This is a genomic window from Mitsuaria sp. RG (assembly GCF_028369275.1).
Classification (GTDB): domain Bacteria; phylum Pseudomonadota; class Gammaproteobacteria; order Pseudomonadales; family Pseudomonadaceae; genus Aquipseudomonas; species Aquipseudomonas peradeniyensis.
In genome coordinates, this window is the sequence record NZ_JAQMYQ010000026.1 from 1 (window position 1) to 18,200 (window position 18,200).

The 18,200-nt window shown below is 64.7% G+C and carries 15 protein-coding genes; 4 read left to right on the forward strand and 11 right to left on the reverse strand.

The window, feature by feature from the left end; all coding sequences use genetic code 11:
* Window positions 1-83: 83 nt before the first annotated feature.
* The 10 genes from POF53_RS15475 to tssB form a co-directional block, all read right to left on the reverse strand.
* On the reverse strand, window positions 84-599 hold the full coding sequence (locus POF53_RS15475; RefSeq protein ID WP_062574481.1) for an Hcp family type VI secretion system effector: 516 nt from the start codon (window positions 597-599) through the stop codon (window positions 84-86).
* A 121-nt stretch (window positions 600-720) separates the two neighbouring features.
* Window positions 721-1,557, reverse strand: a complete 837-nt coding sequence (gene icmH, locus POF53_RS15480; protein ID WP_498968393.1) for a type IVB secretion system protein IcmH/DotU — start codon at window positions 1,555-1,557, stop codon at window positions 721-723.
* A gap of 1 nt (window position 1,558) precedes the next feature.
* Complete coding sequence (gene tssK / locus POF53_RS15485) at window positions 1,559-2,896, reverse strand: type VI secretion system baseplate subunit TssK (RefSeq protein ID WP_498968395.1); 1,338 nt, start codon at window positions 2,894-2,896, stop codon at window positions 1,559-1,561.
* Between the two features lie 46 nt (window positions 2,897-2,942).
* Window positions 2,943-3,731, reverse strand: coding sequence for a type VI secretion system lipoprotein TssJ (tssJ, locus tag POF53_RS15490; RefSeq protein WP_475858931.1), 789 nt, complete (start codon window positions 3,729-3,731; stop codon window positions 2,943-2,945).
* Entirely contained in the window at window positions 3,728-4,309 is a 582-nt protein-coding gene (locus tag POF53_RS15495) for an FHA domain-containing protein (RefSeq protein ID WP_498968397.1), read from the reverse strand. The genes tssJ and POF53_RS15495 overlap by 4 nt, the downstream gene beginning before the upstream one ends.
* Window positions 4,306-5,322 (reverse strand): type VI secretion system baseplate subunit TssG, encoded by a 1,017-nt coding sequence (tssG, locus tag POF53_RS15500; protein WP_475858929.1) that lies wholly within the window; start codon window positions 5,320-5,322, stop codon window positions 4,306-4,308. Before tssG ends, POF53_RS15495 begins: the two co-directional genes overlap by 4 nt.
* Window positions 5,286-7,052, reverse strand: a complete 1,767-nt coding sequence (gene tssF, locus POF53_RS15505) for a type VI secretion system baseplate subunit TssF (RefSeq protein ID WP_498968400.1) — start codon at window positions 7,050-7,052, stop codon at window positions 5,286-5,288. Before tssF ends, tssG begins: the two co-directional genes overlap by 37 nt.
* Before the next feature lie 3 nt (window positions 7,053-7,055).
* Window positions 7,056-7,454 (reverse strand): type VI secretion system baseplate subunit TssE, encoded by a 399-nt coding sequence (tssE, locus tag POF53_RS15510; protein WP_203652113.1) that lies wholly within the window; start codon window positions 7,452-7,454, stop codon window positions 7,056-7,058.
* On the reverse strand, window positions 7,451-8,941 hold the full coding sequence (gene tssC / locus POF53_RS15515; protein WP_254465050.1) for a type VI secretion system contractile sheath large subunit: 1,491 nt from the start codon (window positions 8,939-8,941) through the stop codon (window positions 7,451-7,453). Before tssC ends, tssE begins: the two co-directional genes overlap by 4 nt.
* Window positions 8,942-8,991: 50 nt before the next feature.
* Window positions 8,992-9,495 (reverse strand): type VI secretion system contractile sheath small subunit, encoded by a 504-nt coding sequence (gene tssB, locus POF53_RS15520; protein ID WP_254465051.1) that lies wholly within the window; start codon window positions 9,493-9,495, stop codon window positions 8,992-8,994.
* A gap of 357 nt (window positions 9,496-9,852) precedes the next feature.
* On the opposite strand from tssB, the gene vasI reads away from it, so the two are divergent.
* The 4 genes from vasI (at window position 9,853) to POF53_RS15540 (ending at window position 16,382) form a co-directional block, all read left to right on the forward strand.
* The gene (vasI, locus tag POF53_RS15525; RefSeq protein ID WP_232857772.1) at window positions 9,853-10,473 is read left to right on the forward strand and encodes a type VI secretion system-associated protein VasI; all 621 of its coding nucleotides are present in this window, start codon (window positions 9,853-9,855) and stop codon (window positions 10,471-10,473) included.
* A complete protein-coding gene (gene tssA / locus POF53_RS15530) occupies window positions 10,461-11,918 on the forward strand; it encodes a type VI secretion system protein TssA (RefSeq protein ID WP_498968403.1) in 1,458 nt (485 codons plus the stop codon). Before vasI ends, tssA begins: the two co-directional genes overlap by 13 nt.
* 6 nt (window positions 11,919-11,924) lie before the next feature.
* Window positions 11,925-15,515 (forward strand): type VI secretion system membrane subunit TssM, encoded by a 3,591-nt coding sequence (gene tssM, locus POF53_RS15535; RefSeq protein ID WP_498968405.1) that lies wholly within the window; start codon window positions 11,925-11,927, stop codon window positions 15,513-15,515.
* A 102-nt stretch (window positions 15,516-15,617) separates the two neighbouring features.
* Window positions 15,618-16,382 (forward strand): SDR family oxidoreductase, encoded by a 765-nt coding sequence (locus POF53_RS15540; protein WP_203652125.1) that lies wholly within the window; start codon window positions 15,618-15,620, stop codon window positions 16,380-16,382.
* Between the two features lie 136 nt (window positions 16,383-16,518).
* On the opposite strand, the gene nhaA is transcribed toward POF53_RS15540, so the two are convergent.
* Window positions 16,519-17,721: a Na+/H+ antiporter NhaA gene (nhaA, locus tag POF53_RS15545; protein ID WP_203652126.1), complete on the reverse strand. Its 1,203-nt coding sequence runs from the start codon at window positions 17,719-17,721 to the stop codon at window positions 16,519-16,521.
* Between the last annotated feature and the right edge of the window lie 479 nt (window positions 17,722-18,200).

The following is an 18,200-nucleotide window of genomic DNA, read 5'->3' on the forward strand; positions in this document are numbered from 1 at the left end:
ATTAGGCATGGAAAGTCCCTGTCCGCCTTCTGACGGTGGCTGAAGCCCGGGCAGGCGTGCCTGCCCGGAACCCTGCGGTCGGGTCAGACGACGGGCGCGCGCCAGTCGTCGGAGCCCGCGGTGCCCGCGACGGTGTGATCCCAGGTGATCTTGCGGTAGGCCAGGGACACCTCGATCAACTGCGTGAAGTCGGCGTTCTCCTTGTCCTGGGCATGGGGCATGACGGTGTTGATATCGACGATGGTGGCGTCGGTGAGCTCGGTGGTGAAGAAGTGCTCCTGCTTGCCCTCGACCGAGGTGCGGTACCAGTTGACCGTGACCTTGGGCAGCATTTCACCGGACGCCAGGGCGTTGTACATCAGCGGGGTCGCCTTGTTCAGCGCACTGGTGAAGATGAACGGCTTGTGTACCCGCTGCCCGGTCGGCTGGCCGCTTTGCGGGTCGGTGGGCACGGTCACCTTGTGCTTGATTTCCTGCACCAGGATCTCGTCTTCATGGCCTTCGACAAACACGTTGCCGACGGAGTCGGAGGTGAAGGCGCCTGCGGTGAGCAGGCCTTGGGTCTTGCCTTCGATCTTGATGTAAGCGGGTGTTGGCATGGCAGATATCTCCTGCATCCATGTGGGTAAACACGCACACGGGAAGTGGCGTGGCCATCGGGCTCGATGGGCTTGTCAACGGGGCGCAGGCCCCGAAAATCCATTGCTGCGGGCGCGCCGTTCACGGCTGCAGCAGGGTGTTCAGCGCCTCGATCGCCTCGCGGGTAAGCAGGTCCAGGCGGTAGCGGTAGTAGCCGTACAGCCCGGCCAGGGCGATCGCCGAAATCATCAGCGGGCTCCACCAGGGCCATTCGCGGCGCAGGCGCACGTCTCGCGGGGCGACGTTGGCCAGCGGGTCGCCGAAGAGGTCAGGGGGCGGGCCGCGCAGTTCGAGGATGATTTCGCGCAGCTTGAGAATGAGGGCCTGCAGCGCCTCGTCGCCCTTGGGGTCGATGCCGTACTTGCCGCGCAGGCCCAGGCACAGGCACAGGTAGATGAACTCCAGAACGTCCTGGTAGCGCTTGGGCTCCTGCATCATGCGCGACAGCACGGTGAAGATCTTCTCGCCGCCCCAGGTCTCGTGGTGGAAGACGCTGAGCAGGGGCTTCTGGCTCCACAGCGAGCTCTTGCCCCATGGCGTGGACATCACGGCCTCGTCGATATACAGGCACAGCGCGTAGGAGTGGGCCTGCAGTTGGGCCGGCTCGTAGTCGTACCGGCGCATCTCCTCGACGATGGCGTTGACCTGGTTGTAGACGGCGTTGTAGAGGAAAGGGATATCCCGGTGGCTTTCCTGCTTGCGCAGACGCATCACCAGGCCGAACAGGGGCATCGCCGCATCGATCATCTGGTTGCTGAAGGCTCCACGGAGCTGGAAGTCCGGGTCGGGTACGTAGTCCGGGTGGTCCATCGCGTTGGCGGGGGCCGGCACGGACTGCTGTGTCTGGCTCTCGCCGGCGAGCGCGCTCAGTAGGCTGGCGCCCGGCTCAGTGGGGCGATTGTTGGCAGCTTCGGTCATTTCATTCGCTCCGTATCGCCCAGAACTGCAACTGGAGCCCCGGGAACTCCCCCGCGACATGCAGGCCAAAGCCGTTGCTGTCCTTCATCGCGGCCCAGTTCGGGCTGCGCCGGTCGAGCTCGAAGTAGCTGAAGCCGGCATGGAACGGCAGCTCCCGCGGCGCCACGGGCATCGGTCGCAGCGCAATGCCGGGCAGTTGCAGCGGCACCAGGTCACCCAGTGCCTCGAGGGAGGTGATCTTGGTTTTCTGCAGGAACGACTGCTGGAATGTCTCGGCGGGCAGGTCGGCGTGCACCGCGAGGATGAACGTTGCTTCGTCGATCAGGCGGCGATCGTCCAGGGTCACGGTCAGCACGCCGAACGGCTGCTCCACCAATGGCAGGGAAACGGCCCGCGGTTGCCGGACGATGCTCAGGGTACGGCGCAGTGCATCCTCCAGCGGCTTGAACGACTGGCGCAGGGCGTTGTGCCGGTAGGCTGGCGGCTCCGGCGGCAGGCGCTCGTCGTCGGTGAAGGTCAGCAGCTCGCCGCACGCCTGGCTCAGGCTCAAGTACAGCTGCTCAGGGTGGGTATGGGGCTGACGGGCCAGGTGCTGGAAGCACGGCCACCAACGGTTCATGGCTTGCAGCAGATTGAAGTCGCGGATGTCGGCCACCCCCGACTGACCGGGCGAGCCGATACGCGCCGCGAGGTTGCGCGCGCGCTCGCGCAAGGTGTTGCTGACTTCGTCGAGAAACCGCTTGAGTGCCGGGGCCGCCTGAATCGAGACACAGGTGGGGTAGAAGTCGTCGTCCAGCAGCAGGCTGCCGTCGGGCCGGCGCTCGAGGATCCAGGCAAGAGACAGCCGGGAGTAGGCGCTGTTGTCCTCGGTCTCGCGCATGAGTTGAAGGTTGGGGACCGCCAGGTCCACCTGCACCAGGTCGCCGTCGGCGCTGTGGGTGTCCTTGATCTCCAGGGGCTGGGCGCCGTAGCGGTAGTTGCCGCCGCTCTCGGGCCAGCTGACTTCGCGTCCCCCTTCGGTGCGCAAAGGCAGGCACAGGAACACCTCGTTGCGTTGCGTGCCGTCGTCGGTGATTTCCAGGGCGGGCGGCGGCGGCAGGTCGCCGGGAATGTCGAATACCGTGCCGTCCGGCATGATGCCGCGGGCCCGGGTGATGGCCACCTTGCCAAGGCTCAGGTACTCCTGGTTCAGCTGCAGTTCGCTGAAACCGTAGAACGCCGCATTCAGGCTGCTGACGCGCTGCTGGACCGCGGCGTCGCTGGCCCTGGCCTGTTGCTGGAAATGCTGTGGCTTGACGAACATGCCTTCGGGCCAGAGAACTGGATTGCGTGAGCTCATGGGCGCTCCAAATAAAGGGGGAGGGTGGAGACCTGCAGGCGGGGCATCAGCTTTCCTCCTGCAGCAGGATCTGCGTGCCATCGAGGGTCACGGCGAGCACGACCTGACGGCCGCGTGGCGCGATGCGTATCACCTGCCGCCAGTCGGCGTTGGTGATGTCGTTGAACTTGGCGATTACGGCGATGAAGCGCGTGTCGGCGGCGATGGGCTCGAAGCGCACGAACTTGAACTGCCCCGGTGCCAGCAGGTAGTCGTCGTCGCGGATGTAGGTGCTGCGCAGGGCCTTGGCGAGGTCCTGGTCGAGTTGCGTATACAGGCTGTTGCGCAGCAGCGAGTCGTCACGCAGTTGCAGGATCTTGATCGCGACGGGGGTGGCGATCGACGGCGTCGCTTTCTGGCTGGGGGCGGCCACGTCGAACCGGACGTCCTTGGCGTCATAGCTGCCTGGGCCTTCATGCTCCATGGGTGAATGGGCCGGTGCCTGTTGGTCGTTCGGCTCCACGGGGGACATGGCTGGAAACAGCGCTTGAAGATGCGCCAGCAGACCGGCGACCTGCTCAGTCAACGCCAGCGGATCGCCTGCACGGAGGCTGACCGCATAAGGCGTGGGCTCCAGCGCTTCACCGGGTACCTTCGCATCGAGGCTGTGGGGGTTGGTGTTGATGGTTGGGCTGGCGTGCAGGCTGAAGGCGACCTCGGTGGGCTGGTCCGACAGCGCGCCCACTGGGATGGAAGGGTCCATCAACACCTGGCCGATCTTGCCGAGGGCCGTGCAGCCTGTGGCCGACCCGAGGGCAAGCAGAAGCGTGGCTACCCTCAGTGGATGAGACGTCATGGCTTCCCTCCGGCGATGAGTCGCTGCAGGGCGCTTGCCCCAGGCTGGGCCGGTTGCTGCGGTGCAGTTAGTGCGGCCAGGGGATCCGGGGCCTGAAGTCGATCGAACAGCGTGCAGATATCGACCGGGAGACTCGCTGTACGGGGCGCGGGATGCCAGGGGCTGGCCAACGAGCTGTCCAGCAGCGCTTCGAGCGCCTGCCGGCCAGGCTTGAGCAGGTCATCCAGGTCGCCGCGGATGAAGCTTTGATCGCTTGGCCCGGCTTGATAGCGGGCGTGCAGTTGATAGGGGCCGACCTGCAGGCAGTCGCCTTCGCGCACGCGCACCGGCTTGCCTGGGCCGGGAGGCAGCGGGCTGTCGTTGAGCAGGGTCTGGCCGCAGAGGTCGATCACGCAGAAGCTGCCTTCCAGCCAGCGGATCGCACAATGAGCGGGGTGAATCCGCCGCTGGCGATCCAGCAGCAACCAGTCGGCTTTGCGGCTGCCGATGATGCCGCCATCGCGGTCGAACAGATGGCACGCGACGACGCCGTGGTGCAGGCGATCGAGATTGGCGATGCTGAGGGCGAGTCTGGTCATGCGCGACCCCGTATCCGCACGACCGGGCTGACTTCACCCTTGCGGTCTTCGATGAAGCTGGTCCAGCCCAGGTGTGCACCCTGCTCGCGGTGCAGGCGGAACGGTGGCAGTTCACGTGGCTTCAGGCGCAGCTCGAGGTCATAGGCCAGGCCGTCGCGGAGCAGGAAGTCGATCAGTGCACGCAGTCGCTCGAAGTCGACGCCGCCGGGCAGCAGGCTGCGCAGGCGTGCCAGGTCGAGGTCGCCGATCAGCAAGGTGAACTTGCTGCTGCGGGTTCGCGTGCGGTCGCCGAGCATGAAGCTCTCGCCCAGTTGCCCGTTGCAGCGTCCCAGGCGCACCACCTGGCGGTGTGCGATGGTCACCGTGCGGGTCTCGAACTCGCGGATTTGCACCGACGGCAGATCGAAGCAGTGGGCAATGATCCCGGCGACCACACCGGGTGCCCGGCTGCGGCTGGCAATGACGCCGACGAAACTCAGCAGACGGCTCCAGGGCAGCGGCGTGTCGCCACGCAGGCGTTCGTCGCCGAGGCCGATCAGGGCGAAGGCGTAGCGCGAGAAGTCATCGCTCGCCCCGGTCTGGAAGCGCACGTAGTAGCGGTATTTGCGCCAGATGCGGTGCAGCAGGCTGAGCAGGCAGTGGTTGAAGAAATCGAACAGCGCGGGGCGCACGCCGATGCCCTGGGCGTATTCGTAGGCCAGTTCGTCGAGGTAGTAGCTGGGCAGGGGCGAGTCGGTGCCGTGCAGCCCCAGGAAGGTGGTGCGCACGCGATAGCGCGACGGCGCCTCGGCGATCCGCTCGGCGGCCAGCACATCGGCCACCGGAAAGCTCAGCCGCGGGTCGCTGGCAAGGTGCACGCGCTGGCGTGTGGAGGTGTCTGGCCAGCGCGGCTCGAGGTTGTCACCGTGCAAGCCATGCAGCCGCTCCAGCAGTTGGAAGAAGCTGTGCCGGTGGGCCTCGGCGAGTAGCGTTTCGGCTAGATCAGCGGTTGTCTGCCGGTCAGCAGTGGCCATGTGTAGTGCTCGTTGTTGGTGGTATTGATCACTTCCAGCTGGTGGAAGGAGTTGGTGCTCGCGTAGAGGGCGAAGAAGTGGGACAGCACGCAGCCGAACAGGTACAGGTCGCCTTCGCAGAGGAAGGCCTGCTGGTCGAGCCGCAGGCGGGTACGCAGGCCGCGAATGGGCAGGCCCTTGATCAACCAGTCCAGCGGTTCGGTGTGCGCCTCGCCGATGCCGTCCAGGCGTTTGCGCGTGGCCCTGGCCTGCTGGATGTCGTGCAGGGCGGCGAAATCGTAGGCGCCGATCACCGCCTTGAGCGGGGCGGCCGAGAGCAGCGACAGGTAGTTGAGCGAGAGGTTGGAGATGAGAGTCCACTGCAACTGGCCATCCAGCACCGGACGGTACGGGCGGGTCGGCAGGCAGATGTTGCGGTAGCGGATCAACGGCGCGGTGGCCTGGTTGATGACATCGATATCGCCCAGGCCCAGCGCCATCGGCAGGTCCCGATTGGTGCAGGTCAGCTCGATCGAGGCGGTTTCCATGTGACCGATGAACTGGCTTTCGTCGCCCCGCACGAAGGCGATCTGGTGATCCAGCCCGTCACCGAGCAGCGATTGCTCGACCCGGCAGCGGTAGTACAGCGCGGTGCGTCCCTGCACATGCTCGATCTCGTGGGCGAACGACTCGAAAGGCTGGAACACCCGCAGTTGCTCGCCAGGGCTGCCATCGGCGCTGGTGCGGGTGCTGATCACCCGGTCGACGCTGAAGATCTCGTGGCTGTCGCGGCGCAGGCCATGGGGTACCAGGCGATGCTGGTCAGCCGTTCCGGACAGGTCGATGGGCTCGGCTCCGTGCTCGAACAGATTTATGGCAGGGGCGCAGAACAGCCTGAAGTCATCGGGGCCGATCCGCGTCGAGCCGGGCAGTGGGCGCGCGAGGTGGAACTCGATGCGGATCGTGGAGCTGGCGTGCGCCGGCCAGATCCTGCCCAGGCCGGTCAGGTTGAAGAAGTGGAAGCGTTGCGGGAAGACCAGGTACTCCTGGAGGATCCGGTAGCCATCGAACACATTGCGCGGGTAGGGAAGCAACGCCTCGTCGGGGCTGAAGCCGGAGAAGCTCAGGTGGTTGGCCGGCAGGCGACGCACCTGGCCGTCGATGGTCACGCTGATGTGCTCGAGGTATTGCGCCAGCCACAGGTAAAGGGTCTGGGCGTTGCTGCGCTCGCCACCGAGGTGGAACTCCAGGCTGTCGCAGCCCAGGGTGTTCAGCGGGCGTTGCACCTGGGTCTCGAGCTGGAGGTGAATGACCGAGCTGTCGGGCGTCAGGGTCGCGCTCACCTCACCGAGCGTGAAGGGATAGAGCTTCACCTCGGTGCAGGTGCGGAACTCGCAATCCACGCCATCGACCGGCCGGGAAAACAGGCGTGAGCCTCTGGGAACGATCTGGGCCTGGCTGAGCGAAGCGTCCAGGGGCGAGAACTGAATGATCGTCGCGCTGGGCAGGGGCCGCAGGTAATTCGGCCAGAGCAGTTGCAGCATGCCATGGGTCAGTTCCGGCACCTCGTCCTCGAGTTTCAGGCGCAGCTTGGCGGTCAGGAAAGCGAGGCCTTCCAGCAGGCGCTCGACGCCGGGGTCGCCACTGTCCTTGCCCAGATAGCGGCTGAGCTGGGGATTGTCCCGCGCAAAGTCCTCCCCCAGTTCGCGCAGGTAGCGCAGTTCTTCGCCGAAGCGGTCCTTCAACGACATGGCCTACCTCACCTGGGTGTTGCGGTTGTGGCCGTTGACCAGCAGTTCGATCTGCAGCTGTTCGGCGTGGTTTTCCACCCGCACCTGGCAATCCAGGCGAAAGTGCAGTTCCAGCGGGTTGTCCGTGTCTGGCTGCCCCTGCAGGTTCAGCACCTGGATCCTCGGCTCGTAGCGCCGGATCGTGCGCTGGATGTCCGAGCTCACCTGGCGCAGCAGGTCGCCGTTGCCCTGGTCATGGCCGTTGAAGTCGCGCAAGCCGAGGTCGGGGCAGCTCTGCGAGCAGCCCCGACGGGCGTTGAGCAGCGTCTCGAGGTGGCGTTTGATCCGCTCGACGGTGCGCCCGGTGCTTTCTCGGCGGCCAGCGGGAGCGTCGCTGGCCAGGCGGTCGAAGAGGCTGCTCATTGGGTGTCGAGCCGGCCGACCAGGGAGATCTCGAAGTTCGCCCCCATGTACTTGAAGTGCGGGCGCACCGCGAGCGAGACCTGGTACCAACCCGGATCGCCCGCGACGTCGCTGACTTCGATCTGCGCGGCACGCAGGGGGCGGCGACTGCGGATGTCGGCCGAGGGGTTTTCCTGGTCGGCGATGTACTGCTTGAGCCAGCGGCTGAGCTCGCCTTCGAGGTCGTTGCGCTCCTTCCAGCTGCCGATCTGCTCGCGTTGCAGCACCTTGATGTAGTGGGCGAGCCGGTTGACGATGAACAGGTAGGGCAACTGGGTGCCGAGCTTGTAGTTGGTCTGTGCCTGCAAGCCTTCGGATGTCTTGGGGAACTGCTTGGGTTTCTGCACCGAGTTGGCCGAGAAGAATGCGGCGTTGTCGCTGTCCTTGCGCATGGTCAGGGCGATGAAGCCCTCTTCGGCCAGCTCGAACTCCTTGCGATCGGAGACCAGCACCTCGGTCGGGATCTTTGCCTGCAACTGCCCGAGGGCTTCGTACAGGTGCACCGGCAGGTCGTCCACGGCGCCACCGGATTGTGGGCCGATGATGTTCGGACACCAGCGATAACGGGCAAAGCTGTCGTTGATGCAGCTGGCCATCAGGAAGGCGGCGTTGCCCCACAGGTAGTTCTGGTGTCGAGCGTCGATGTTTTCGTCGTAGCTGAAGCTGCTGATGGGGTGTTCCTGGCGGTCATAGACCGAGCGCAACATGAAGCGCGGCAGCACCAGGCCGATATGGCGGGCATCTTCACTGTCGCGCAACGACCGCCACTTGGCGAAGCGTGGCCCTTCGAAGATGTCCTTGACCTCCTTGAGGTCGGGCAGGTCCTCGAAGCTGCTCAGGTTGAAAAACTCGGGAGCGGGGGCGGTGATGAAGGGGGCATGCGACATGGCGCCCACGGAGGCGACATAGCTCAGCAGCTTGATGTCAGGCGAGGAGGGACCGAAGTTGTAGTTGCCGATCATGGCCGCCACGGGTTCACCGCCAAACTGTCCGTAACCTGCGGTGTAGACATGTTTGTAAAGCCCGCTGCAAGTGATGTCCGCGGCATTGTCGAAGTCATCGAGCAAGTCGCTCTTGCTGACATGCAGGACTTCCAGCTTGATGTTCTCGCGAAAGTCGGTACGGTCGACCAGAAGTTTCAGCCCGCGCCATGCGGACTCCAGCGCCTGGAACTCGGATTGATGAAGAATGGCATCCATTTGTTTGCCGAGAAGTCGGTCGACTTCGGCAATCATCTGGTCGACCCGGTGCTTGTTGACCAACTGGTCCGGGGTATCGTCCTTGAGCATTTCCGATATGAATGCAGCCACGCCTTGCCTGGCGATCTGGTATCCCTCCTGGCTGGGTACCAGCATGGTTTCGACCATGATCTGGTCGAGCAGTGTCGAGTTACCGATGGTTTCAGCCGTGGTATCGGCAGTGATTGTCGTGTTGTTTGTGGTGGACATCCGAGACGCTCCGTTGTCTATGTCATATGCCATCTGTCAGAAGTGCGTTTTCATTCCGCTGGCGGGGCTTCGACTACCAGGTCCAGCTCCTGCGCGAGTTGCTTGCGTGCCTGCTGGTCCGTCAGCAGGTGCTGCAGGTGCCGGCGAAATGCCGGGACATTGCCCAGCGGGCCTTTCAGGGCGACCAGGGCCTCGCGCAGCGCCAGCAGCTTGTTCAGCTCCGGCACCTGGCGAGCGATCTGGTCGGGGCCGAAGTCGTTGATCGTCCTGAACTGCAGCTCGACCGCCAGCTCGGCGTCGGCGACAGGGTTGAGTGCCGAAGGGACCGAGAGGCTCAGCTTGACGTCGGCGTCCTTGAGCACGCTGTCGAAGCTGTGCTTGTCGATGCGCATGGGTTGGCGGTCCTCCAGGTTGCGGTTGTCGACCAGGCCGAAGTCACCCAGCACCAGCATCTTGTGCGGCAGTTCAACCTCGGCCTGTTGATCCCCCGTGGCGGGTACATACTTGATGTTGATGCGCTCTTTGGGCGCAACGGAACTTGAGTTTCTGGACATGATGTAAGTTTATTCCTGATGCTGAAGTTTGTGGGGTATTGTGCTTGTGGGAAGTTTTTTAGAATTTTGTAGGAGGGGTCCTACATATTTGTTTTTATATACACGTTAATGTTTTGGTGCTGTAAATTGCCCTTAGACGATGCTGAAATGAAGTAATCAAAGTCGAGTCTAAAAATGTAAGAAAATATTTGATTGTTTGTGGTGGTGAGGTTGTTCTAGGCTTGCGTCAAGTCTGTTTTTTAGCGATGGCTAATTGTCTTTTTTCTATTGCTTTGCATGTTCCCAATAAGAAGTTGCATCGAGCCGTGAGGTCTAATTCTGGTGTGCAATCCATATAGTTGCGTGCTTGGTCTGGCATTGTTCGCGCTGCTGGAACCGACCTTTGCAGCCCCTGTGCGGGACTGCACGGGGATTGTTTCCAATGTCGAGCGCCTGGCGTGTTTCGATGAGGCGGCGGGAACGCCGGCGCGCGTGCCGACGATCGGCAAGGGATGGTCGGCCCCGGAGCTCGATGCCCCGAGCGTGGCTCGGGTCATGGCCAACGAGACCCGACGAGCGCCCGACAATCTGGCATTCATCCTGGGGGCCGAGGACGACAAGCGGACAGGGCGGCGGCAGGTCGTGATCTCCGCACCGGCTATCGCGACCTCCGAGCCGCGCCCCTATCTCGCCGTCAGCTGTGTACAGAACATCTCCAGGCTGCAGTTGCTCACCGCCGAACCCGTCCAGGGCAATCGGGTGACCTTGCAACTGCGTACGGAGCATCGGTCGACCCGCTCGCTGGCCTGGCAGGTGCTGGAAAACGGCCAGGTGCTGGATGCCGGGCGCGGCTTGCCCGCCATCGAGCAGATCAAGGTACTGCAGGGTGCCCAGCGCATCCTTGTGGTCAGTGATCATCCGGCCCTCGATGGCTTGCGTTTCGATGCGCAGGGGTTGGACCCGTTGATTGACCAGGCGCGCACAGCATGTCGCTGGTAGCGCCGGTGTCGACCGAGGAGGTCGCCAGGTTGCTGGCGCCCGTCGACCCGCTCGCGCCAGCGGGTTATTTCGATATCGAGGACGAAACCTACCAGGCGATCGATCAGGAGATGGTCAAGCTGGGAGGGCTGCATGAAGCCGCCATCGATTGGCCCTACATCGAGGAAGCCTCCCGTCACTACCTGAGCGGCCAGTGCAAGCACTTGCGTATCATCGGGCACCTCAGTGTCGCCTGGCTGCGCACGGGATGCTGGGAGCGCTGGTGTTGCACGCTGACGTTGCTGGCAGGCATGGTCGAGCACTATTGGGAAAGCGCCCATCCCAAGCCAGGCCCCAAGGGCTTCCTGGGCAAGCGCAAGCTGGTCGGGCTGCTGCTCGGGCGCCTGTCGGCGGCGCTGCCCGGCCTCGACCGCTTCAGTTACACCCCGGCCTGCAAGCAGGCCGCCCAGCAGGCATTGGCCTGCCTGCAACAGCAGGCACCCCTGGCGCAGCTCGATCCTGCCGCGCTGGGCGAGCTGGAGCGCGCGCTGCTCAAGCAGGCCGAGCAGGCGATGGGGACTGCGCAACCCAGTCGCAAGGAATCCTCGCCACCCCAGGCGCCCGTCGCACCACTGACCGATGTGTTTCGACCTGCCAGTACCACTCTCTCCCTGGGGAACGAACGTGAGACCCGTCGTGCGGTACTGGGTATGGCCGAGTTCATCAACCAGCAGGATATCTACGATCCGACGGGCTACCAGCTGAGGCGCTTCGGCCTGTGGGCGCATATCCAGACACTGCCCTCCACGCGTCAGGGGCTTCGCACCGAGTTGATGGCGGTGCCGGCCGACATTGTCGGCGGGTACGAGGACGCGCTGTCTGCTTCGGCGATCGACCCGACCCTGCTGATGAAAGTCGAGCGAAGTGTCGCGGCCGCCCCTTACTGGATTCGCGGCAGCTATCTGGCGGCGGGCATCGCCACGCGCCTGGCAATGAACGAAGTCGCCGAGGCCATTCGCTGTGCCACCGCCAGGTTTGTGCGACGCCTGCCGGCGCTTGAGCAATTGTGCTTCAGCGATGGCACCGCGTTTGTCGATGACCAGTGCCTGGCCTGGCTCAGGGGCAGCCAGGCAACGCTGGCAGGGGATGGCGCCACTCAGGCGTTCATCGGCCTGCGCGAGGAGCTGGCCAGCCAGCTCGAGGTCGAGGGCGTGGAACCGGTGTTGTTGAAGCTGCAAGGGCTGCAAGCGGACTACCGCTCACCACGCGAGCGTTGCCATAGCACGGTGATCGCCGCCGACCTGCTGGCCTCACGGGGCGTGTCCTGGCTCGCCCAGGAGCTGTGCGCGAATGTCGCTCGCACCATGCGTGGCATGACTGCCGAGGCGTGGGAGCCCGAGGTCTACCAGCAGCTGCAGCAGTTCACCGCGACATCAGGATTGAACGATCAGAACAGGGAGTCTTGAACCGCCATGAGCAAACTCTGGGCGCTTTTCAAACGTTGGGGCCTGCCGCTGGCGTCCCGAATCAATCTGGCCATGCCGCTGTTGCTGGGGCTTGGGGCGGTGTTGCTGCTGGTGCTGATCTGGTGGCTCGGGCCGCAATGGCAGTGGCACGGGCAGCAGCCACTGGCCAGCCTGGCGCATCGCAGCGTCGCCACACTGCTGCTGGTGTTGTTGCCATTGCTGATCTGGCTGTTCGTGCTGCGTGCGCGCTTTCGCCGGCTGCAGGCCGAACGCCAGCGGGATATCGAGGCGAGCGCCGATCCAATACTGCCTGTGCTCCTGGCCCAGCAGCGTGCCCTCGATGCGGGGTTGGCAAGCTACCTGGAGCATGCCGGCGGGTATGGTGCGCTGTATCGGTTGCCCTGGTATCTGCTGCTGGGCGACGAGGGCGCGGGCAAGACCAGCCTGATGGAGCGCTCGGACCAGCGCTTTTCCCTGACGCGGATCGGCAAGGTCCAGGCACACGGGCGCCAGGACGAGGCGTTGGCCTATCCCGTGGACTGGTGGATCAGCGACGATGCGGTGGTCATCGATCCGCCGGGGGCGCTCATGACCCGGCAGGCCCCGGATGGCAACCTGCCCGACACGCTCGACAAGGCCAGGCCGGTACTGCCGGCTGGCACCCAGGCGCGGCTATGGATGCACCTGCTGGGTTGGCTGGCCCGCACGCGCAGTCGTAACGCCCTCAATGGCGTCGTGCTGGTCGTCGATCTTGCCGCCTTGCAGCTGGCCACGCCGCAGCAGCGCATGGCCTTGGCGCAGGTGCTGCGGGCTCGCCTGCATGAGGTAAGCAACCAGTTGGGTGCGCGTTTGCCTGTGTATGTGGTGCTGAGCAAGTTCGATTTGCTGGATGGGTTCGAGCAGTTGTTTGCGCGCCTGACGCAAGCCGAGCGAGAGCGGTTGCTCGGGTTCACCTTCAGGCTGGATGCCGTCAGCGCGTTCGATGCCTGGCTGGATGAACTGGCCGAGCAATACGACTGGCTGGTCAGGCGGACCGAGGAGCAGGTGCTCAACGACCTGGGCGTACTGGGCAAGACCGACCTGCGTGAACGGCTGGTGTCATTGCAGGGCCAGCTACTTGGCCTGCGTCCGATACTGCTGGCGTTCCTGCGCGAGATGCTGGTAAGTGATCGCTTCACCACGCCGGCACTGGTGCGGGGCCTGTATCTGTCCTCGATGCTTCAGCAGGGCCAGGTGCTCAACGCCTTCCAACGCAATGTGGCCCATCCCTTCAAGGCCGATGCGCCGGTCAGCGAGGGCAAGCCCCAGGGCAGGCAACAGGCGTACTTTGCCCAACGCCTGTTCCAGCAGGTGGTGTATCCGGAGGCCGGGCTGGCCGGCGACAACATCAGGGTGGCGCTAGGCAAGCGACGCCTGCTGTGGGCCGGCTCGGGGGTCGGGGCATTGGCGCTGGTCGTCATGGGCAGTGCCTGGCAGCGCTACTACGAGGCCAACAGCGACAAGGTGGCCAGCGTCCTGGACATGAGTCGGGCATTTGGCAGCCATGAACTGGATCAGCGGCTGGACCCTACCGGGCGCAACCTGCTGGCGCCACTGGAGCAGATTCGCGAGGCAGTGGCCGTGTTCGGCGACTATCGATCGGCCTGGCCGGTGGTGGCGGACCTGGGGCTCTACCAGGGGCGCCTGCTGGGGCCGCGGGTCGATGAGGCCTACCTGAGCCTGTTGTCCAGGCGCTTCCTGCCGGCCGTTGCCAGCGGAGTGATCGATGCCATGGATGCCGCTCCTGTGGGCAGCGAGCAGCAGATGGCCGCGCTCAGGGTGTACCGGATGATCGAGGACCGCCACAACCGTCGGCCGCAATGGGTCGAGCAGTGGATGGCCCGGCAATGGCAGGCAGCCTTTCCTGGCCAGGGGCAACTGCAGCAGGCCCTCATGCGTCACCTGCAATACGCCCTGGCCTATGCCGATACCGAGCTGCCACAGTTCCGCCAGCGGCTTGACCAGGCCCAGCAAGGCCTGCGTGAGGTGCCACTGGCGCAGCGGGTGTATGTCAGCCTGAAGCAGCAGGCCCAGGAGCAGTTGCACAATGGCCTGGACCTGCGCCACGAGGTCGGGCCTGCCTTCGATTCGGTGTTCCAGCTCAGGTCCGGCGATGCCCAGGTGCCCGCTGACCTGTTCCTGGCGCCCATGCTGACTGCCAAGGGCTTCAGCGAATACTTCATGCCCCGCAGCGCGCAGGTCACCGACCTGGCAATGGTCGATCAGTGGGCGCTGGGCGAGCGCCGCCAGTTGGACTATTCACCGGCTGATCGCGAAGTACTGATCGAGGGTATCCACAACCTCTACAGTGCGGACTATATCGACAGCTGGCGGCGAGCCCTGAACGCACTCGCGATTGCCCGTTTCCGCGACCTGGAGCACGGGGTCTCGGTACTGGGGCAATTGACCGGGCCGGCAGAGCCGTTGCGTCGACTGCTGGAGAGCGTGCGCGCCAATACGGCAATGCCCACACTGGCGGACAACGCAGAGGCCCCGAATCTGGCGGTGCAGGCGGCCGACCAGCATCTGGTTGGTGTTCGCCGGGCCTTCTTGGGCTTGAACGACATGCTGCAGGCCAAAGGCGACAGGCCCAGCTATTACGATGAAACCTTGAGCGCGATTGCCGCCGTCCACGACCAGGCGAGAGGGGTACAGGACAGCCCCGACAGGGGCAAGGCCGCTCTGCAGGCGGTGCTGCAGCGTTTTTCGATGAGCGGCGCGGACCCGATTGCCACCTTGCAGCGGGTTGCGACAGGGCTGCCAGAGCCGGTCGGACAGCAGGTGAGGGCCGTCGCGGACCAGACGGCGCAAGTGCTGGTCGTAGAGGCGCTGCGCGAGCTCGAGCGGCGCTGGGATGCCGACGTCTACAGCTTCTTCCAGCAGCGGCTGGCAGGACGATATCCCTTTGTGGCCGGAGGACCTGATGCCGCCCTCGATGATTTCGAGGCGTTCTTCGGGCCCAAGGGGCGCCTGCAGCAGTTCCAGGACCGGTACCTGAACGCATTCATCAAGGACAACCTCGACGCGCTGTACGCCGAGAACCAGGATGGCTACCTGATTCGCAACGAAGTCATCGACCAACTCGCCCTGGCAGACCGTATTCGCGAAACGTTCTTTGACCCGCGCGGCAACCTCGGCGTGCAGTTCAGCATCGAGCCCCTGGGGCTCAGCGCCAATCAGAGCACCAGCTTGCTGGACCTCGATGGTCAACTGGTCTCCTACACCCACGGCCCCAGCCAGATCATCGGTGTGATCTGGCCCAACACGCTTGGCCAGCAGGTACGCAGCAACCTCACCCTGCTCAGGCTCAATGGCAACAGCAGCAGCCTGGAATACCGGGGCCCCTGGTCGATGTTCCGCCTGCTCAGCCGTGGCGCCCTGAATGGCCGCAGCGCCACCGCGGTGGACCTGAGCTTCAAGACCGGTGACGGTGTGATGCGCTATCGGCTCAGTTCGGAGAAAGCCTTCAACCCGATCACCCAGCAGCCGTTCAAGGGCTTCAAGTTGCCGCGTACCTTGCTGCAGCAACCTATCGCAGATGCACCGCAGGCCATATGAGCCAAGGTTGATAGTGCACAAGAAACGGAGAGCTTCCCGGCACCACGCCACCCGATAGTACCCCGCGCACCCTGCACCCAACTTCAGGACGAGGTACTTATCATGCAACTGGCAGGCAAAGTGGCAATCATCACCGGCGCCAGCTCCGGTATCGGCCGAGCTGCGGCGACATTGTTCGCCCGGCACGGCGCCAACCTTGTGCTCACGGCTCGGCGCGAGGTCGAGCTTGAGCAGTTGACGGCGGACATCGCGGCGGCAGGGCAAGGCCAGGCCGTTGCCGTGGCCGGCGACATCACCGATACGGCATTGGTCAGGGAACTGGTGGACGTGGCGGTGGCGCGCTTCGGTGGCCTGGACATTGCCTTCAACAATGCCGGTACCCTCGGTGAACTGGCTGCCGTTCCCGAATTGTCCCTGGAGGGCTGGCAACACACCCTGCACACCAATCTCACCAGCGCCTTCCTCTGCGCCCAGGCGCAGATTCCGGCGTTGCTGGCCCGTGGCGGCGGCTCGCTGATTTTCACCTCGACCTTTGTCGGCCACAGCGTGGGCATGCCGGGCATGGCCGCCTATGCGGCGAGCAAGGCCGGGCTGGTCGGGCTGGTCCAGGTCATTGCGGCGGAGCAGGGCAGTCGCGGCATACGCGCCAACGCGTTGCTGCCCGGCGGTACCGATACGCCCATGGGCCGCAGTGCGATGAACAGCCCCGAGGCCAGGGCCCATGTCGAAGGGTTGCATGCCCTCAAGCGCCTGGCCCGACCCCAGGAAATCGCCGAGGCGGCGTTGTTTTTGGCGTCGCAGGCATCGAGTTTCATGACCGGGACGGCCATGGTGGTGGATGGCGGGGTGTCGGTGGTGCGGGGGTGAGGTGGGCTGCAGGTTCCGCGTGGCGCTGTAGAAACGATCGCGGGGCAAGCCCGCTCCCACGCAAGTCCAGTTACTACACGCAAGTTCAGTTACCAGTAGATTGAACGGGGCTGCCAGGCAGCCCCGAGTGCTTGTATCAATCCGCCGGCTTGGGCGCGAAACGCAGGATCAGGCAGGCGATCACCGCCGACAGCAGCGAGCCCAGCAGGATGCCGATCTTGGCCGCGTCGATCTTCTCGGTCTGGCCGGGGAAGGCCAGCTCGCCGATGAACAGGCTCATGGTGAAGCCGATGCCGCACAGCATTGCCACGCCGTAGATCTGCAGCCAGCTGGCGCCATGGGGCTTGCTGGCCAGGCCGGTCTTGACCGCCAGCAGCACGCCGCCGAACACGCCGAGCTGCTTGCCCAGCAGCAGGCCCAGGGCAATGGCCAGTGGCAGCGGGGCGAAGATGTCGCTCAGGCCCAGGTCGCCGAACGAGACGCCGGCGTTGGCGAAGCCGAAGGCCGGCACGATGAGGAAGCCGACCCAGGGCGCCAGGCCATGTTCCAGCTTGAGCAGCGGGCTGGCTTCGCGGGCCTCGCTGTCGCCGGTGCTGTAGGGGATCAGCAGGGCACCGACCACGCCGGCGATGGTGGCGTGCACGCCCGACAGCAGGGTCACGTACCACAGCGCGGCCACGCCGATCAGGTAGGGCCACAGGCTGACCACACGCAGGCGATTGCACGCCAGCAGCACGGCGACGATGCCGGCGGCGCCGGCCAGGGCCAGCAGGTTCAGCGACGAGGTGTAGAACACGGCGATGATCGCCACCGCGCCCATGTCGTCGATGATCGCCACCGACACCAGCATCACCTTGAGCGACAGCGGCGCGTGCCGGCCGAGCAGGGCCAGGGCGCCGACGGCGAAGGCGATGTCGGTGGCGGCCGGGATCGCCCAGCCGTCGGCCAGGCCCGGCTCGCCACGGGACACCGCCAGGTAGATGAGCGCCGGCACGGCCATGCCCATCAGTGCCGGCAGGGCCGGCAGGCGACGCTGCTCCCAACTGGCCAGGCGACCGTCGACCAGCTCGCGCTTGATCTCCAGGCCCACCAGCAGGAAGAAGATCGCCATCAGGCCATCGTTGATCCACATGTGCACGGTCATCGGGCCGAGCTTGTCGGTCAGCACCGGGCCGACGGGCAGGTGCAGCAGGTGCTGGTAGGCACTGGCCCAGGGGCTGTTGGCGATGACGATGGCCAGCGCGGCGGTGAACATCAGCAAGACGCCGCCGGCCGCCTCGGTGGCCAGCAGGTGCCGCAGCATCGAGCGCGGCTTGACGGGTGGAAGGGGTGCGGTCATGTAACGCTCCTCGTTCATGGCATCACCCTCGCGGTGGCAGTGGCGCGGCGGGCAACGGGCACGGCGGGACGCTGGCTCCGGACAAGACGGGCCACTGCGGCGAAGGGCGAGAAGAAGGATGGGGAATGCGGCGCAACAACCCACGCCGTGAAGACACGGGGCAGGAAGGGCCATGGGGAATGGAGGCATGCGTGCAACATGGACAAATCTCACGGAAAACAAATGAATGTTCTCCGTATTCGGGAAGGCTCCCGGGCGCACGCAGCACACGCCAGGCGGCCATTCTAACGGTACGGGCGCAGGTGTGTGTTGCATTTTTGCATCGAAATGTTGCCAAGCGAAGGTATCGCTTCGTGGCATCGTGTTCGACGACAGAGTTGCAGCGTTCTTGAGATCGAGCGCCGCGCGGGCGGCGTTCGATCTCATAGGCGCTGCAAGGGTTGCGGCGAACACCTGGAGACCCCCACCCGGTCTAACGT

Coding starts and splice junctions, on each gene's coding strand:
- POF53_RS15475 (WP_062574481.1), bottom strand. CDS start 599: ATGCCAACACCCGCTTACATCAAGATCGAAGGCAAGACCCAAGGCCTG.
- icmH (WP_498968393.1), bottom strand. CDS start 1,557: ATGACCGAAGCTGCCAACAATCGCCCCACTGAGCCGGGCGCCAGCCTA.
- tssK (WP_498968395.1), bottom strand. CDS start 2,896: ATGAGCTCACGCAATCCAGTTCTCTGGCCCGAAGGCATGTTCGTCAAG.
- tssJ (WP_475858931.1), bottom strand. CDS start 3,731: ATGACGTCTCATCCACTGAGGGTAGCCACGCTTCTGCTTGCCCTCGGG.
- POF53_RS15495 (WP_498968397.1), bottom strand. CDS start 4,309: ATGACCAGACTCGCCCTCAGCATCGCCAATCTCGATCGCCTGCACCAC.
- tssG (WP_475858929.1), bottom strand. CDS start 5,322: ATGGCCACTGCTGACCGGCAGACAACCGCTGATCTAGCCGAAACGCTA.
- tssF (WP_498968400.1), bottom strand. CDS start 7,052: ATGTCGTTGAAGGACCGCTTCGGCGAAGAACTGCGCTACCTGCGCGAA.
- tssE (WP_203652113.1), bottom strand. CDS start 7,454: ATGAGCAGCCTCTTCGACCGCCTGGCCAGCGACGCTCCCGCTGGCCGC.
- tssC (WP_254465050.1), bottom strand. CDS start 8,941: ATGTCCACCACAAACAACACGACAATCACTGCCGATACCACGGCTGAA.
- tssB (WP_254465051.1), bottom strand. CDS start 9,495: ATGTCCAGAAACTCAAGTTCCGTTGCGCCCAAAGAGCGCATCAACATC.
- tssA (WP_498968403.1), top strand. CDS start 10,461: ATGTCGCTGGTAGCGCCGGTGTCGACCGAGGAGGTCGCCAGGTTGCTG.
- tssM (WP_498968405.1), top strand. CDS start 11,925: ATGAGCAAACTCTGGGCGCTTTTCAAACGTTGGGGCCTGCCGCTGGCG.
- POF53_RS15540 (WP_203652125.1), top strand. CDS start 15,618: ATGCAACTGGCAGGCAAAGTGGCAATCATCACCGGCGCCAGCTCCGGT.
- nhaA (WP_203652126.1), bottom strand. CDS start 17,721: ATGACCGCACCCCTTCCACCCGTCAAGCCGCGCTCGATGCTGCGGCAC.